Annotated in this window: 17 protein-coding genes and 1 tRNA gene; 6 read left to right on the top strand and 12 right to left on the bottom strand. The window is 66.9% G+C overall.

Annotated features, from left to right (window positions below; genetic code table 11):
* Positions 1–42 precede the first annotated feature (42 nt).
* The 4 genes from OF829_RS18345 to OF829_RS18330 all read right to left on the bottom strand — a co-directional run bounded on the left by OF829_RS18345 (position 43) and on the right by OF829_RS18330 (position 1955).
* Positions 43–507 carry a hypothetical protein gene (locus OF829_RS18345; protein ID WP_264941622.1) on the bottom strand — a complete coding sequence of 155 codons (465 nt, stop codon included), beginning with the start codon at positions 505–507 and terminating at the stop codon, positions 43–45.
* A complete protein-coding gene (locus tag OF829_RS18340; RefSeq protein WP_264941621.1) occupies positions 504–635 on the bottom strand; it encodes a hypothetical protein in 132 nt (43 codons plus the stop codon). The genes OF829_RS18345 and OF829_RS18340 overlap by 4 nt, the downstream gene beginning before the upstream one ends.
* A 216-nt stretch (positions 636–851) precedes the next feature.
* Positions 852–928: transfer RNA gene (locus tag OF829_RS18335), tRNA-Ile, on the bottom strand.
* A 52-nt stretch (positions 929–980) separates the two neighbouring features.
* Positions 981–1955, bottom strand: coding sequence for an alpha/beta hydrolase (locus OF829_RS18330; protein WP_264941619.1), 975 nt, complete (start codon positions 1953–1955; stop codon positions 981–983).
* 99 nt (positions 1956–2054) lie between these two features.
* Between OF829_RS18330 and OF829_RS18325 the strand changes: the two genes are divergently transcribed.
* Complete coding sequence (locus OF829_RS18325; RefSeq protein ID WP_264941618.1) at positions 2055–2969, top strand: LysR family transcriptional regulator; 915 nt, start codon at positions 2055–2057, stop codon at positions 2967–2969.
* 160 nt (positions 2970–3129) lie between these two features.
* On the opposite strand, the gene OF829_RS18320 is transcribed toward OF829_RS18325, so the two are convergent.
* Positions 3130–3354, bottom strand: a complete 225-nt coding sequence (locus OF829_RS18320) for a hypothetical protein (protein ID WP_264941617.1) — start codon at positions 3352–3354, stop codon at positions 3130–3132.
* Positions 3355–3597: 243 nt separating this feature from the next.
* Complete coding sequence (locus OF829_RS18315) at positions 3598–4983, bottom strand: M20/M25/M40 family metallo-hydrolase (RefSeq protein WP_264941615.1); 1386 nt, start codon at positions 4981–4983, stop codon at positions 3598–3600.
* Positions 4984–5130: 147 nt separating this feature from the next.
* Between OF829_RS18315 and ettA the strand changes: the two genes are divergently transcribed.
* The gene (gene ettA / locus OF829_RS18310; RefSeq protein ID WP_264941614.1) at positions 5131–6810 is read left to right on the top strand and encodes an energy-dependent translational throttle protein EttA; all 1680 of its coding nucleotides are present in this window, start codon (positions 5131–5133) and stop codon (positions 6808–6810) included.
* Positions 6811–6825: 15 nt separating this feature from the next.
* On the opposite strand, the gene OF829_RS18305 is transcribed toward ettA, so the two are convergent.
* Positions 6826–7407: a Uma2 family endonuclease gene (locus OF829_RS18305; RefSeq protein ID WP_264941613.1), complete on the bottom strand. Its 582-nt coding sequence runs from the start codon at positions 7405–7407 to the stop codon at positions 6826–6828.
* A 151-nt stretch (positions 7408–7558) separates the two neighbouring features.
* On the opposite strand from OF829_RS18305, the gene OF829_RS18300 reads away from it, so the two are divergent.
* From OF829_RS18300 to OF829_RS18285, 4 genes are all read left to right on the top strand, one after another.
* Positions 7559–8005 carry a ribose-phosphate pyrophosphokinase gene (locus tag OF829_RS18300; RefSeq protein ID WP_406701447.1) on the top strand — a complete coding sequence of 149 codons (447 nt, stop codon included), beginning with the start codon at positions 7559–7561 and terminating at the stop codon, positions 8003–8005.
* A gap of 129 nt (positions 8006–8134) precedes the next feature.
* Positions 8135–8836 (top strand): hypothetical protein, encoded by a 702-nt coding sequence (locus tag OF829_RS18295; RefSeq protein WP_264941610.1) that lies wholly within the window; start codon positions 8135–8137, stop codon positions 8834–8836.
* Between the two features lie 75 nt (positions 8837–8911).
* The gene (locus OF829_RS18290; protein WP_264941609.1) at positions 8912–9931 is read left to right on the top strand and encodes a M28 family peptidase; all 1020 of its coding nucleotides are present in this window, start codon (positions 8912–8914) and stop codon (positions 9929–9931) included.
* The gene (locus OF829_RS18285; protein WP_264941608.1) at positions 9928–10380 is read left to right on the top strand and encodes a GNAT family N-acetyltransferase; all 453 of its coding nucleotides are present in this window, start codon (positions 9928–9930) and stop codon (positions 10378–10380) included. Before OF829_RS18290 ends, OF829_RS18285 begins: the two co-directional genes overlap by 4 nt.
* 4 nt (positions 10381–10384) lie before the next feature.
* Here the strand turns inward: OF829_RS18285 and OF829_RS18280 are convergent, their stop codons facing one another.
* The 5 genes from OF829_RS18280 to OF829_RS18260 form a co-directional block, all read right to left on the bottom strand.
* Positions 10385–11179: a transporter gene (locus OF829_RS18280; RefSeq protein WP_264941607.1), complete on the bottom strand. Its 795-nt coding sequence runs from the start codon at positions 11177–11179 to the stop codon at positions 10385–10387.
* A gap of 69 nt (positions 11180–11248) precedes the next feature.
* Entirely contained in the window at positions 11249–11608 is a 360-nt protein-coding gene (locus tag OF829_RS18275; RefSeq protein WP_264941606.1) for a hypothetical protein, read from the bottom strand.
* 86 nt (positions 11609–11694) lie between these two features.
* Positions 11695–13992, bottom strand: coding sequence for a patatin-like protein (locus tag OF829_RS18270; protein WP_264941605.1), 2298 nt, complete (start codon positions 13990–13992; stop codon positions 11695–11697).
* Complete coding sequence (locus OF829_RS18265; protein ID WP_264941604.1) at positions 13992–14687, bottom strand: endonuclease/exonuclease/phosphatase family protein; 696 nt, start codon at positions 14685–14687, stop codon at positions 13992–13994. Before OF829_RS18265 ends, OF829_RS18270 begins: the two co-directional genes overlap by 1 nt.
* 315 nt (positions 14688–15002) lie before the next feature.
* The gene (locus OF829_RS18260; RefSeq protein WP_264941603.1) at positions 15003–15188 is read right to left on the bottom strand and encodes a hypothetical protein; all 186 of its coding nucleotides are present in this window, start codon (positions 15186–15188) and stop codon (positions 15003–15005) included.
* Positions 15189–15209 lie beyond the last annotated feature (21 nt).

Genomic DNA, 15209 nt, shown 5'->3' with positions numbered 1-15209 from the left:
GTGCCTTAGGGGGCAGCAACCCCCAGCGTCAAACGCAATCGCTCAGCTATGGGGTTCCGCGGCCTTGGCGCGGGGCTTGGGATCGCCCTCGCGCTTCGGCTGCCGCAGCCAGATATCGCCCGACCAGCCGGCGATCAGCAGCAGCTGGAGCCAGGCGATCGCGGTGAGCGCCGAATAATAGGGCCAGGGCTCCGCAGCGGCGATCAGGCCATAGGCAAGGTGCATCGCGATCTGGAGGCAGTAGGTGAGCCCCAGCGCCACCTGCCATTGGCTCGAGAGGCGATAGAAGATCATCCCGGCCGCAATCGCGTCGATCGCGATGCTGAACCACCAGCCATCGGTGATGTCGGTCGTCAGCGCGAACACCGTTCCCACCACCCAATTGCCGAACACCACCAGCGCGGCGCGCGCCAGCTGCCAATTGGGATGCGCGGTCACGGTCAGGCTGGCGGCGACCATCGCCGCCGCCAGCCCGACGCCGTAGAGCAGGAAAGGGAGATCGATCATCCAGTCGGCTCGTCATTCTCGCGGGGAGGAGGGGTGGGGGTGGGCTTGGGCGAGGGCGTTCCGCCGCTGTCGCCATCGCCTTCGCCGCCGAAGCGCAAGCCGCCAAATTTGCCGCCGATCCCGAACATAAGCGTCCTCCTTCACCAACGGGCTGCCCGCCCGGCGGACAGCTTACTCCGTTTCGGCGGCGATTTGAAAGGTGGGAACGGCGTGAACAGAAGGTTGCGAGACCGGCTCGCCAGCCGAGGGGGAGCTTGAGGCAACGGCCCTCCTTCGCTCCTGCGGAGCTACGGCGGGCGCCTTCGTCCCCGGCTGGCTTGCCAGCCGTAGCCAAAGGCGAAGGCTGGTGGGCCCGGCAGGACTTGAACCCGCAACCTAGCCGTTATGAGCGGCCAGCTCTAACCAGTTGAGCTACAGGCCCCCAGCCGGGTGGCGATAGCGGAGGAAGGGCGCGCGCGGCAAGCGCGCCTCGATCACAGGATGCCGATCGTGTGGAGCCATTTCTCCGCCAGGTCGGTCCAGTGGGTGATCGGCTCGGCGGTGCGCCTTACGCCGAAGGCATGGCCGCCACGGGCATAGATGTGTATCTCCACCGGCACCTTCTTCTCGCGCAGCGCGAGGAAATAGGCGATCGAATGGCGGACATCGTCGACCGGGTCGTCCTCGGCCTGCACCATGAAGGTCGGGGGGCCATCGGCAGCGATGGTGTTGAACGGGTAGAGCGTCACGCCTTCGCCGCCCTCCTCGCCATACCAGAGATGGCCCGGATAGAGCGGCATCGCGAAATCGGGGCGGGCGCTCAGCGCATCGGCAGCGTCGACGGGTTTGTAGCTGCGTCCGGCCGCATTGGCGACCGCGGTCACCAGATGCCCGCCCGCCGAAAAACCGACCACGCCGATCTTGTGCGGATCGATGCCCAGGCTCGCCGCGCGCTGGCGAAGCAGGCCGATCGCACGCTGCGCGTCCTGAAGCGGCAGGAAGGGCTGGGGCATGCGCTGGCAATGGCATTCCTGGGTATGCCACCAGGTCTGCGGCACCCGGTATTTGAGCACGACGCAGGTGATGCCCCTGGCCGTCGCCCAGTCGCAGATCTCGCTGCCCTCAAGGTCAATCGCCAGCGCCTGATAGCCGCCGCCCGGGAACACCATCAGCGCCGCGCCGGTGTTGCGGCCCTTGGCGCGATAGAGCATCATGGTCGGCCGCTCGACATTCTTGATCCAGTTGAGCGGGCGCCCGGCGACCGGGTTCTTGCCCTGGCCATGCTCCTCGGGTCCGGTGAGTTCGGGCCTGGCGATCGCCAGCCCCGCGGGCCAGAGCGCGATTTCGGTCGGCTGGCCCTGTTTTTCTTGGGGGCTCGCCGCGGCGGGGGTTGGCGAGGACGAGGATCCGCAACCCACCGCCATGACCGCCAGCATCATGACGCCAGCCCAGATTACCTGCCGTCCCATCGCTTCGCCCTCCTGTGAGGCCCCATCTGACCGGCGACAACGCCCGGCCACAACGCATCAATTCTCGACGAAGTCATGAATTTTGTTCATGCCCTGGCGATGGACCGCGCCCACCTTCCGCTCAATGCTTTGCGTGCGTTCGAGGCGGCGGCACGGCATCTTAATTTCACCCGCGCCGCGATCGAACTCTGCGTGAGCCAGGGCGCGGTGAGCCACCAGGTCGCCTTGCTCGAGGCGCGGCTGGGCGTCCCGCTGTTCCGCCGCCTGCCGCGCGGGCTCGCGCTCACCGACGAGGGGCAAGCGCTGGTGCCGGTGGTCGCCGAATCGTTCGACCGGATCGGCGCGACGCTCGATCTCTATGCCGATGGCCGGCTGCGCGAGGTGCTGACGGTCGGCGTCGTGGGCACCTTTGCCGTGGGATGGCTGATGCGGCGGCTCGACCGGTTCGCGGCGGCTTACCCGCGAATCGATCTGCGCGTGATGGGCAACAACAACCGCGTCGATCTCGCCGGCGAGGGGCTCGATCTGGCGATCCGTTTTGGCGACGGGACATGGCACGGCACCCACGCCGTTCCGATCATGCGGGCACCGCTCAGCCCGCTCTGCACGCCCGCGGTGGCAGCGCGGCTGCACGGGGCGCAGGCGCTGGCTGGCGAGACGCTGCTGCGGTCGTACCGCGCCGATGAATGGCCACGCTGGTTCGAGGCCGCGGGGATCGCGCCGCCATCGCTCCATGGCCCGGTGTTCGACACGTCATTGGCGATGGTGGCGACTGCGGAGGCAGGGCTGGGCATCGCGCTGGCGCCGCCCGCCATGTTCCTCGATCAGCTCCTGACCGAGCGCCTCGTCCAGCCCTTCGCAGTCGAGATCGAGACCGGCAGCTATTGGCTGACCCGGCTGATGTCCCGTCATGAGACGCCCGCGATGCAGGCGTTCGCGGGATGGATCGCCAAAGAGGCTCGTGGATCCTCCCCCGGAGGGGGAGGGGGACCGCCGCAGGCGGTGGAGGGGTAGTCTCCTCAGGCGATAATGCTCGTGGAGGCTACCCCTCCGTCAGGCTGCGCCTGCCACCTCCCCCTCCGGGGGAGGATTTGGAGATCGCTCAAACGAAAAGGGCGCCCCCGCAGGGACGCCCTTCACATGTCGCTCCCGGCCCGAAGGCCGGGGCGAAATATCACTTCGCGGCGTTCTCAGCCGGCGCAGCCGCATTCGCGTCGGCCGGAGCCATCGCGTTCGCGTCCGGGGCCATCGCGTTGGCGTCGGCCTCGTTCGCAGCGGTCGTGTCATACTCGACAGCGTTCGCTTCGTTCGCCGGCTCGGCGGTGTTGTTGGCTGCGGGCGTGCACGCCGCAAGCGACATCAGGCCGGCGGCAGCAGCAATAAAGAGGGTCTTCTTCATCTCGGTGCTCCCAATGGAAACCATGTTTCGCGGCCGGCCCGAATGCCGTCGCGAGGCTTCTCAAATAACGGTCGTTGCGCACGCGTCAATCTCAAATTCACCGCACCGCAAGGTTGTTGACAGAATTCCGCCGGATTCGCGCCACCGGGGCGCCATGAACATTGACGCGCCATAAGGCCTTGTTCCGGAATCGAAACCAGTCCGTGCTGCACCGCGGCACGATTCGGGACATTTCTGAGTGGGTTAGAGCCCCGGCCTGGGGGTGACCGGCCCGATCTCCTCGGGCGCATTGGCGACGGTGGCCAGCATCGCCGTCCAGGCCGCGACATTCTGGCGCAGCTGCACCAGATCGATCTTGTCGAGCGTGTCGTCGGGCGTGTGATGGAGATCGAAATAGCGGGTGCCGTCCTGCGCCAGGTCGATCGCGGCGACTCCCAGCTTCATCATCGGGCCGACATCGGTGCCGTCGCCGGCGAGCTCGCGCCCGCGGGCGATGCCGAGCGGCGCGAGCGCGGCGGTCAGCCGGTCGCCGATCGCCTTGGCGCTGTCGGGCAAGTTGACGTCGAACTTCCAGACGCGGTCCGCGCCGAAATCGCTCTCCGCCGCGGCGACATGGCGTTCGCCGGCATGCGCCTTGGCATAGGCCTCGCCGCCAAAGCCGCCGGGCTCCTCCGCGCCGAACCAGACCACGCGAATCGTGCGGCGCGGCTGGCCCGAATCCATGATGCGCTTGGCGGCGGCGGCGGTGATCGCCACGCCCGTACCGTCGTCGATCGCGCCGGTGCCGAGGTCCCAGCTGTCGAGATGGCCGCCGATGAGCACGATCCCGGCGCTCGGATCGCTGCCCGGCACCTCGGCGATGACATTGCCCGATTCGCCCTCGCCCTTGAACTGTGGGGTGATCAGCAGCCGCATCCGCACCGGCTTGCCACGCCGCAGCACCCGCTCGAGCTGCTCGGCATCGGGCAGCGGCAGCGCGGCGGCGGCGATGGGCGTGACGCCCTTGGGCCAATTGGTCCCGCCGGTATGCGGGTTGCGATGGTGATCGGTGCCGACCGAGCGGATCAGCACCGCGACCGCGCCCTTTTGCGCCGCGATCGCCGGCCCCTTGCGCCGCGCCTGGCCGAAGGGGCCGTAGGAGCTGCCGTCCTGCGTCGGCATCATCGCATGGCTGATGAAGACGATCTTGCCCTTCACCGCGCTGTCCGGCGCCGCCTCGAGGTCGGCCAAAGTCGGGAAATAGACGATCTCGGCCTCGACGCCCTTGGGCCCGGTCGACCCCGAATTGCCGAGCGCCGCGATCACCAGCTTCTGCGGGAAGGGCGAGACGATCTCGGCCCTTTCCTCGCCGCGCACCCAGACGGGCATCCTGAACGTCTCGATATGGACATTCTGGAAGCCCAGCGCCTTGAGTTTGGTCACCGCCCACTCCCTCGCGCGGGCCTCGGCATCGGTCGCGGCGAGGCGCTGGCCGACCTCGGTGGTCAGCCCCTCGACGATATCCCAGGCGATATCGTCCTTGAGCGCCGCGTCGCGCAGCGTTGCCGGATCGCTCGGCGCGACCTGGGCGAGGGCGGGGAGGGGAAGGGCGAAGGCGGCGACGGCCGCGAGCAGGAGGCGCAGGGTCATGCGCGCCGTGCTAGCTTCCCGCATCGCCCTTGCCAATCACAGTCGCGTTTCCGCTTCGTTTCCCCGCCGCCCGCGTTGCCAAGCGCCATGCCCGCCGCTACATCGCCGCCGAACTTCCAGCAGACCAATTCGTAACGGAGCATCCCAGTGGCCGCGCAATATGCCTTTGTCATGAAGGACATGACCAAGACCTTCCCCGGCGCCCCCAAGCCGGTGCTCAACAATATCAACCTGCAATTCTATCAGGGCGCCAAGATCGGCATCGTCGGACCCAACGGCGCCGGCAAGTCGACGCTGATGAAGATCATGGCGGGCGTCGACAAGGAGTTCACCGGCGAGGCATGGCCCGGCGAGTATATCACCGTCGGCTATCTCGAGCAGGAACCCCAGCTCGATCCGACCAAGACCGTGCTCGAGAACGTCAAGGAAGGCGCGCGCGAGACCGCCGACCTGGTCGAGCGCTTCAACGCGATCTCGGCCGAGATGGGCGAGCCGACCGACGACACCGATTTCGACGCGCTGATGGAGGAGATGGGCGATCTCCAGACCAAGATCGACGCGGTCGATGGCTGGACGCTCGATAATCAGCTCGAAGTCGCGATGGAGGCCCTGCGCTGCCCGCCGGGCGACTGGAGCGTCGAGAATCTCTCGGGCGGCGAACGCCGCCGCGTCGCGCTGACGAGGCTGCTGATCCAGAAGCCCTCGATCCTGCTGCTCGACGAACCGACCAACCATCTCGATGCCGAGAGCGTCGAATGGCTCGAAAACCACCTCAAGGAATATGCCGGCGCGGTGCTGATGATCACCCACGACCGCTATTTCCTCGATAACGTCGTCGGCTGGATCCTCGAGATCGATCGCGGCAAATATTTCCCGTACGAGGGCAATTACTCGACCTATCTCGAGAAGAAGTCCAAGCGCCTCGAGCAGGAGGACCGCGAGGAATCCGGCCGCCAGAAGGCGATCAAGGACGAGCTCGAATGGATCCGGCAGGGACCCAAGGGCCGCCAGACCAAGTCCAAGGCGCGTATCGCCAAGTTCGACCAGCTCGTCGAGCAGCAGTCGAACCGCAAGCCGAGCGGCGCCCAGATCGTCATCCAGGTGCCCGAGCGCCTCGGTGGCAAGGTGATCGAGGTGGAGAATATCTCGAAGGCCTATGGCGACAAATTGCTGTTCGAGAATCTGAGCTTCACGCTCCCCGCGGGCGGAATCGTCGGCGTGATCGGGCCCAACGGCGCGGGCAAGTCCACGCTGTTCAAGCTGATCACCGGTCAGGAAACGCCGGACAGCGGCACGATCGAAATGGGATCGACCGTCCGCCTGGGCTATGTCGATCAGAGCCGCGACCATCTCGATCCCAAGAAGAATGTCTGGGAGGAGATTTCGGACGGGCTCGATTACATGAAGGTCAACGGCCACGACGCCTCGACCCGCGCCTATGTCGGCGCGTTCAACTTCAAGGGCGCCGACCAGCAGAAGAATGTCGGCAAGCTCTCGGGCGGCGAGCGCAACCGGGTGAACATCGCCAAGATGCTCAAAAAGGGCGGCAACGTGCTGCTGCTCGACGAGCCGACCAACGATCTCGACGTCGAGACTTTGGGCGCGCTGGAGGAAGCGATCGAGAATTTCGCCGGCTGCGCGGTGGTGATCAGCCACGACCGCTTCTTCCTCGATCGCCTCGCGACGCACATCCTCGCCTTCGAGGGGGATTCGCACGTCGAATGGTTCGAGGGGAATTTCGAGGCGTATGAGGAGGACAAGCGGCGGAGGCTGGGGGACGCGGCGGACCGGCCGACGCGGTTGGCGTACAAGAAGCTGACGCGGTGAGTTAGCGTACCGGCGTCACTCGAGCCCCGCGGTCTCCACCGTCAGTCCCTCAATCGTCGCCGCGTGGAGCGGCTCGCCAAACGGCACGTCGAGCTGGCCGTCATAGCCGCTGCCGTCGGCGCGTGGATTGGCGTGGAGCAGCGCGCGGTTTTCGTTGAGGTCGATCACCCAATATTCGGGCACGCCGGCCTCGGCGTAGAGGTCCGCCTTGCGGCCGAGGTCGTTCTCCAGCGTGCTGTCGGAGACCTCGATCAGCAGTGCGGCGGTCTCGACCGGAACGACGCCCGCGCCGCGATAGCTGGTCAGGACGATGTCGGGCTCGGGCAGCGAGCCGTCGGACAGGCGAACCGAGGCTTCTATTTGCGGCTCGAACGGCGAACCAAGCGCTTCGAGCGCATTGCCCAGCCGAATGGCCAGCCGTGACTTAACGCGCGAGTGTCGCGAGTGCTGCGCATTCATGACGACGATTTCCCCCTCGATCAGCTCGCTCTTGGCATAATCGTCGAACAGTCCCTGCTCGCACAGAGCCAGGAACTGATCGACGGAGAAGCGGAACGGCGTGCTCGCCGTGGCGGAAGCCTGAACGGGTTGATTCACGGGTTCCGCCCTTTCGTCTCCACCAGCAGAGGCGCGGCATGAAGGGGAAGATGCTCCGTCATGGGATCGATCCTATCACAGCCTACCCGTCGTTCAAATCCAGCGTCGAAGGCCGTGGTGACAGCCCGAGCCAAAATGCTAACTGGAGATGATGCCCCGCAAATCCCCAGGTTTCGGCGAAACGCTCGACCAGTGGCTCGTCGCCGAGGGCCTCGTCCCCGACGATAGCGGCGTCAGCGCGATCGCCGATGTCCCCCGGGTCCGCGCGATGCTGGTCGCGGCGGCACGCGACCGGCGGGCGCTCAGCTATTCCGAGGCGCTGGGCGGGCTCGGCTTGCGCTTCAGCCGCCCCAAGATGCGCGCTTTTTGCCGCACGCTCGACCGGATCGACGAGGACGGCGGCGCCGCGGGCGAGCCGGGGCTGGCGGTGCTGGTGGTGCGGGAGAGCGACGGCCTGCCGGGGCAGGGCTGGTGGAACGGCGTGGCCGAGGCCTATGGTTATAAGGGCGAATGGACCGGGCCGGAGGCGGTAGCGCTGGTGAAGCGGCTACAGGGTGAGCTGTTCGACTATTGGGCGATAAAGGCGGGCGGCGCGTAGCCCGCCCAATACGGCGAAGAGCGAGACCTTGAGCGGTGCCGCGGATCGGCCGACGCGGCTGGTATACAAGAAGCTGACGCGATACGATCTGGCGTCACAGCCGTCACGGCTCGGTTCAGGGGTGCCGATATGTCGGATTTCGAAGCTGCACTTGCCCGCGGGGAGGCTTTTTCGTCGCGCTTGCGGGAAGTGGCGGAGTCGGTTCTGGCGGAGCCGTTTGGTCCGCAGACACGATCTCTGCGGAATTGGGTCCTGCTTTTGATGACTGGCTTGGCCTTGCTGGATGCCCATGCTGTCAAGTTTGGGGGCACGTCGGACTTTATGGGGTTTCGTCTGGAGGCGGCCTCAGGTTTTGTATTGCAGCTCGCGGGGGTCTTGATTGCCGGTGCCGCGCTCATTGCTTATGTGGCGAGAGCCTCTCTCGACCTGTCGGCCTATGAGCTCAGGGTGAGTCCCTGCCGTTGGGTTGTGCTTCAATTGGACGAGGAGCTGAATGCCGGGGAGCGGGAGTTCGCCACTGCGGTCGCTCGGTACGAATCCGATCTCAAGGTTGCGATCCGGCGGCAAGAGGCGCCGTCAGAAAGGGCTGTGGCGGCAGCGGAAGAAAGTGCAATACGCGAGAAGTTCACGCTCTATTGCGCAGAATCGCACCATGATGCGCGACGACAGCTTTCAACTGATCTTTCCAGGTTTCTTCGTGCCTGGAGCATTTCATCCAAACTGCGTGCGTCGCTCGAAATTGGCGCCCCCCTCATATTTGGGTTGGGGGTACTGTTCTGGACCGCACTCTCGCTGAAAAACGGCTGGATCTGGACGATTGGCTCGGGCTGACCCCTCGGCGGGAGTAACGCGAAATCGGCGAATTCTGCTATATCTGAGGCCGCTGATCGCGGGGAGGGAGGCGGCTTGGGATCGGCATTCATCGAGTGGCTGCGCGAGCGGCGGATCAAGATCCTCGGGCTCGGCATCGTCCTTGCTCTGTTCGCCTCGCCCGTAATCGTCTTGCTCTGGATGACCGCGGTTCCCGGCCATACCTACGCCGGCCCGCTACCGCCGCTGACGCCTGCGCAATCCCAGCTCGCCGAGCGCCTGCGCGGGCATGTGATGGCGATTGCCTCGACCCCGCACAATCTCGGCCACCCGCAAGCACTTGAAAACGCGGCGCTCTACCTCCAGAAACAGCTCGCCGGCATGGGCTACACCGTCACCCGCCAGCCGTTCGACGCCGGCCATGCCCGCAATCTCGAAGTGACGATCGAACCCGCCAGCCCAGCCGCGCCGACGCTGGTGATCGGCGCGCATTACGACAGCGCCTTCACCGCGCCCGGCGCGAACGACAATGGCAGCGGTACCGCGGCCGTGGTCGAACTCGCGCGGATGCTCGCGGATTTGCGCGGCAAGGCGGCGGTCCGGATCCGGCTGGTGCTGTTCGCGAATGAGGAGCCGCCCTTCTTCCAGACCGATCGGATGGGCAGCCTCGTCTACGCCCGGCGCCTCGTGCAATCGGGCGAGAAGGTAGCCGCGATGTTCTCGCTGGAGACGATCGGCTATTATCGCGACGCGCCCGGCAGCCAGCGTTACCCGTTCCCGCTGTCGATCCTCTATCCCGATACCGGCAATTTCGTCGCATTCGTCGGCACCGTTTCCTCACGCGCGCTGGTGCGGCGCACGGTAAAGGCATTCCGCGAGACGGCGCGCTTCCCGAGCGTGGGCGGCTCCGCGCCGGGTTTCATCCAGGGCATCGACTGGTCGGATCATTGGGCGTTCGAACAGGCCGGCGTGCCCGCGCTGATGATCACCGACACCGCCCCGTTCCGCTATCCCTGGTATCACAGCACCAAGGACACGCCCGACAAGATCGATTACCAGCGGCTTGCCCGCGTCGTTGCCGGGCTGGAGAGAGTGATCCGGGGATGGCGCGAATGACGGGGACCATAACCAGCCGCCGCTGGCCCGACCCCATCGAAGCCGCCGCCGAGCCCCTCCTCACGCTCTACCGCGCCGTCTTCGAGCATATCGACGACGCCTATCTCCTCTCCCGCCTCCCCCACATGGCCGATCCGATGCTCTGGATCGCCGAGGACGAGGCCGGATGGGTCGGCTTCAAGCTCGGCTATCGGCGGGGCGCCACCTTGCTCTACTCCTGGCTCGGCGGGGTGCATCCGCGGGCGCGGGGGCAGGGGGTCGCTTCGGCGCTGATGGTGCGCCAGCATGAAGCGGCCGCCGCCCAGGGCTATGCCCGTGTCGAGACCCGCACCCGCGCCGCGAACAACGCGATGCTGATGCTCAATCTGCGGCATGGCTTCCATGTCTGCGGTTACGAGATCGACGCGCGGGGCATCCCGGTGGTGACGCTGCGCAAATCGCTCGGCTGAGGCGTCAGAAGCGGCGCGAGATGCCGATATAGAGTTCGACATCGGGGCTCGCTGCGTTGAGGCCGGCGACCGCGCCCGCGTCGAGCTGAAGGTCGCCCCGGGGTTGCCAGGCAAGCGAGGCGCTCGCCAGGATCTGGGTGGCGTGCCCGCCCGGATCTTCGTCGCGCATCGCCTGGATCTCGAAAGCGCTGTTCACGGTGCCGCCGAGCGCGATGCCGAACCCGGCCACGCTGCCGAACGCAAGGTGGCGTCCGCGCCGGTCCGCATCGACCGCCGCATCGATTTCCGGGGTCAGCGCGACGCTGAACCGGCCGATCGAATAGCTGAGCGGCGCCACCAGCCCCGCGCCCCAATCGCCCGCGCCGATGGCATGGCCGCCCGCGGGAAGGGTGGCGAACGGCATGAGCGCCGCCGAGAAGCCCGATCCGTCGGGATTGGAGAGGTTGCGGCGCAGCGCGAGCGTGATGTCGCCGGTGCCCGATTCGCGGCTAGCGGCGCCGCCGCTCACGGGCCGCGAGCGCGTGGCGCCATAGCCGGTCCAGCCGGCCTGAACCTCGAGCCGGGGCGTCACCCCGATACGGACCAGCAGATCGCCCGCGATCCAGTCGTCGCTTCGTTCGATACCGTCCGCGTCATGGGTCCAGTCGGCGAGGCCCAGCTCGGCCACCACATGGCCGGGATCGACGGTGCAGCTCGGCGTGCCGAGACCCGGCCGGTCGGCGCAAAGCGGTCGCAGCTCCTGCGCCTGGGCGGCCGTCGCCGTCACGGTCGAGACCAGCGCGAGCAGCAATAATCGCATCGCCACAGCCTCCATGGTCCGCCCGGCAAGGTGGCGGCACCATAAAGGATTCGGGCAGGGTGGCGAGCCTTAGCCCTGGTGCGATATTTCGGAGATGCAGCCGCCTTCGAGCTTGATCATGCCCATCGTCTCATGCCCCTGATCGTCGCGGCTGTGGACGACGACATTGCCGGCATCGTCCAGCTTCATGTCGGTCACCTCGATCCGCGCATCGGGGGGCACGTTGCTGAGCAGGCTGGCGAGTTCCATCGATTCGCCCGGCCCCCTAATCATCAGCGCGCCGGGCTTGATGAAGCTGCCCATTCCCGCCTGATCGCCGCCGTTGAACGCCGCGAAAAAGCCCGTGGCGACCTCCAGCTTGGTGAGCTTCGGCGCATCGGACGGAACGCAGGTCGCGGTCACCGCCAGCATAGCCAGAACAAGGCTCATTCCACCCTCCTATTGTATTGGTGTATTAATACACTGTCACAACACGAGGAGCGCGTCAATCGGCTCGATTGGATGACAGGCGGACCCTAGCCGATCTCGACGCGGAGTTCCTTGAACAGGCCGGGGATCGTCCTCAGCCGCGGTTCCTCCTCGTCGAGGATCGCGTGGAAGGCGTTGCGCTTGATCTCGGCGATCCGCTCGTTCGGCAGGCGCTGATCGGGGGGAACGGTCGAGAGGATGATGTCGACCAGCCGGTCCGCTCCGTGGAGGCGGCCCCAGAGATAGTCATTCTCGCGATAGGCGCGGCTGAAAAAGGCGCCGAAGCTGTTGAACTGGATGCCCTTGAGCGAGGTCTCGGCGCCGCCCTGGCGGATCGAGCAGGCGTCGTCCGGGGCGATGCGGTCGACGCGGATCGGGTCGAACTCGTCGAGCCCGTCGCCCTGGAGCAGCGGCAGCGTCGCGATATCGAAGAAGGGGAAGCCGAGATGCGCGAGCAGGAGCGGGCGGCGCAGCTCCTTCGACAGCGCGCTGAACCCCTGGGAGAGGCGATCGTCGGTCTCGCCATCAAGCGCCTTGAGGCCCATCCGCTCGGCGATCGCATCGAGCAGCGGCCCGGCATCGCCGTTCAGTCCCCGCGCCATCTCGCGCAGGTCCGCGAACGGGTCGGAGCGCTTGCATTCGAGATAGGTGGCGAGCGATTCGTAGATTGCCTCGCGCATCGGCAGCAGCTCGGCATGCGTCGCGGCGGTGTCGATCTCGGTCAGTCGCCGCGCGAGCAGGCGCAGCCGGCGGATGCGGAAGCCCAGATCGTGCGCGCGCAGGAATTCGAGCGTCGCCGGGCTCGCGCCGTTCGAGAGCGTCGCCCCGAACCGGTCGAGCTCGCGCCCGCGCACCGCCATCGCCACCGCGCTGCGGATCTCGCGCAGCCGCTCGGGGCCATGGCTGTCGCCGATCGTGTAGATCAGCTGGGCGGTGCGGTTGATCGCGCCGTCGACCTTGAGCAGGCCATAGGCGGTATGGCCGTATCCCGCCTTGGCCGCCGCGGCGATCTGGGCGCGGCGGCGCCACGCGGCGAGGCGCTTCGAGGTGGGATAATCGAGGAACAAAGTATAGCCGAACAGCGCCTCGACCTGGGTCTCCACCTCGGCGCGGATCTCGGTGAGTATCCCAAGCATCCGCTCGATCCGGTCCGATCGCGCGGCGATCTCTTCCAGATTGTCGCGGATCGGCTGTTCGCGGGGGAGCTCGGAGAGCGCACCGATGATCGTCTTGAAGAAGCCCGGCGCCTCATCCTGATGCTCGCCATAGAGCGCGAGCCGGGCATTGGGGAAAGGATCGACGAAGACGAAGCGCCGGTCGACCTGCCGCCGCGCCGGGCGCTCGCGCAACGCTTCGATCGCGGGGCGGAAGGGCGCGTTGGCAAGTACCGATCCGTCGATCAGCACCGCCTTTTCGGCGCGGTTGTCCGCCCATTGCTGGGGCAGGGAGCGTTCGAGAAAGGCGTCGCGGCCGGCCCAGCTCGCTTTCCGCTCCTCCAGCACCGCGTCGATCTCGGCGACGGTCATCGGGGGAAAGGCGCCGGGAAAGCTCGACGTCGCCCGCGCCGCAAAGGCCAGTTCGCAGCTGTCGGCGATCGGCCCGGGCTGGCCATGATCCCCGAACGCGAAGACGAGGCGGTGCTCGGTCTCGAGCACCGCGGGCGGCGAATTGAGCCGCAGCCGCTCGGGATGGCCGCGGAAATCGGTGACGGTCACGAACAGGTCGAGCGGCTGGCCGGGCGGGAGCAGGCGCGGCCCCTGCGGCCCCTTCGCCATCGCCTCGAACGCGTCCATGATGGTGCCGAGCAGCTGCTTGCCCCCGAAGGGCGGCTCGAACCAGCGCGAGCGGACAAACTTCTCCAGCTTGAGCCGCACCTCGTCCTGCGCGCCGGCCTCGACCGTCTCGGTCACGGTCTTGCTGCGATTGGCGATCATCCAGGCGATCGGGGTCGCCCAGATCTTTGCGAATTTGTGCGAGGGCCGCTGGCTGGGGGCGAGCAAGGCCTCGACATCGGCATGCTCCATCCACAAATCGGTCAGCGGATCGAGCGACTGGCCGGTCGCGATCGCCTGGGCCAGGAACACCGCATTGATCCCGCCCGCGCTCGCGCCCGCGACGATATCGACCAGCACGCGCAGCTTGATGCCGCTCGTCTCGAAAATCTCGTCGAGCAGCGCCTGATAGACGCCCTGGCTGCCGCCCGCATACGCCTCGCCCTCGCGCGCGGCCTGGCTGGCGCGGGCGAGGCGCCAGATCTCCTTGGTGATGCCGTGCATATAGACGGCGAGGCTGATGCCCCCATAGCAGACGAGCGCCAGGCGAAGCTCGCGCTCATGCCCCGCCATCAGCGGCGCTCCAGCGTCGCCCAGACGGGCAGATGGTCCGATGCGGTGCGCGAGGCGGCGCTGTCATGCACGCCGGCGCCGGTGAATTTCAGGTCGCGCGAGGCCATGATCCGGTCGAGCCGCGCGACCGGACGGCGGGCATGGAAGCTGCGGCCGGTATCGGCGAAACCATAGTGATGCGCGAAATCGCGGAGGCACCCGGACCCGTTGGTCCAGTCGTTGAGGTCGCCCATCAACACGGTGGGGCGCTGGATGGTGCTGGCGGCGACATGCGCAATGATCGCATGCGCCTGGCGCCGGCGCCAGAGGCCCGACAGATCGAGATGCATGCCGATCACGCGGATCACCTCGCCGCGCACCCGGATATCGGCCATCACCGCCCCGCGCGGCTCCAATGCGGGGAGGTGGATCACTTCGCAATCGACCACCGCGGCTTCGTGCGGGATCAGCAGCGCATTGCCGTGCCACCCCATCGATGCCGCGCGCACGCCGAACGGCACCGCCTTCCACGGGCTGTGCTCGGCGAGCAGATGGCCGGTGAGCACCGCCGATTTCCCGCCGAAGCGCCGGTCCGCCTCCTGCAACGCCACGATATCCGCGCCGATCTCGCACAGCACCTGCAGCGTGCGCTCGGGCCGCCGGCGACGGTCGGTGCCGATCGACTTGCGCATGTTATAGCTGGCGACCTTGATCATCGCGCGCAGCTATGGCGGTGCCGGGGCCGCGGGTGCAAGGGGTTAGGGTCCGTACTCAATACCGGAGGGGATCGTGATCGCCCGGAGAGGCCCGCTGGCAAGGAGCGGTGCGCAGTCGCGTAGCTGAAGCTACGCGCAAGCAGCGGCGACGCAGCCAGCGGGCCTCTCCGGGCGACCGCGTAGCGGCGGCCCGTCTTTTGCCGCCTGGACTTCGTCGCTTCGTCGGTCACGATGCCTAAGCATCGCTCCCTCCTAACTCCTCGCCAGACGACAAAATCCGAACCGTCACGACCCCTCCGGTATTGAGTACGGACCCTAGGCGTCGGGCTGGTAGGCGCGCGCCTCTTCGGCGGCGGCGATCAGGCTATAGCCGGTGATCGCGGCGGCATCGGGCGTGAACGCGACCGCGACACCGTTGGGACCGTCGAGCAGCACGATCCCGCCCTCGGCGCTCGCGACGCCGGGCTGGTCCTCGGGCTTGAAGCCGACTCGCTTGTCCATCGCAAGATAACTGACAAAGGT

Source organism: Sphingomonas caeni, from assembly GCF_026013415.1.
In the GTDB taxonomy this organism is placed as follows: Bacteria; Pseudomonadota; Alphaproteobacteria; order Sphingomonadales; family Sphingomonadaceae; genus Sphingomonas; species Sphingomonas caeni.
Note: the sequence above shows the minus strand (reverse complement) of the source record. Positions and strands in the feature narration are given on the sequence as shown.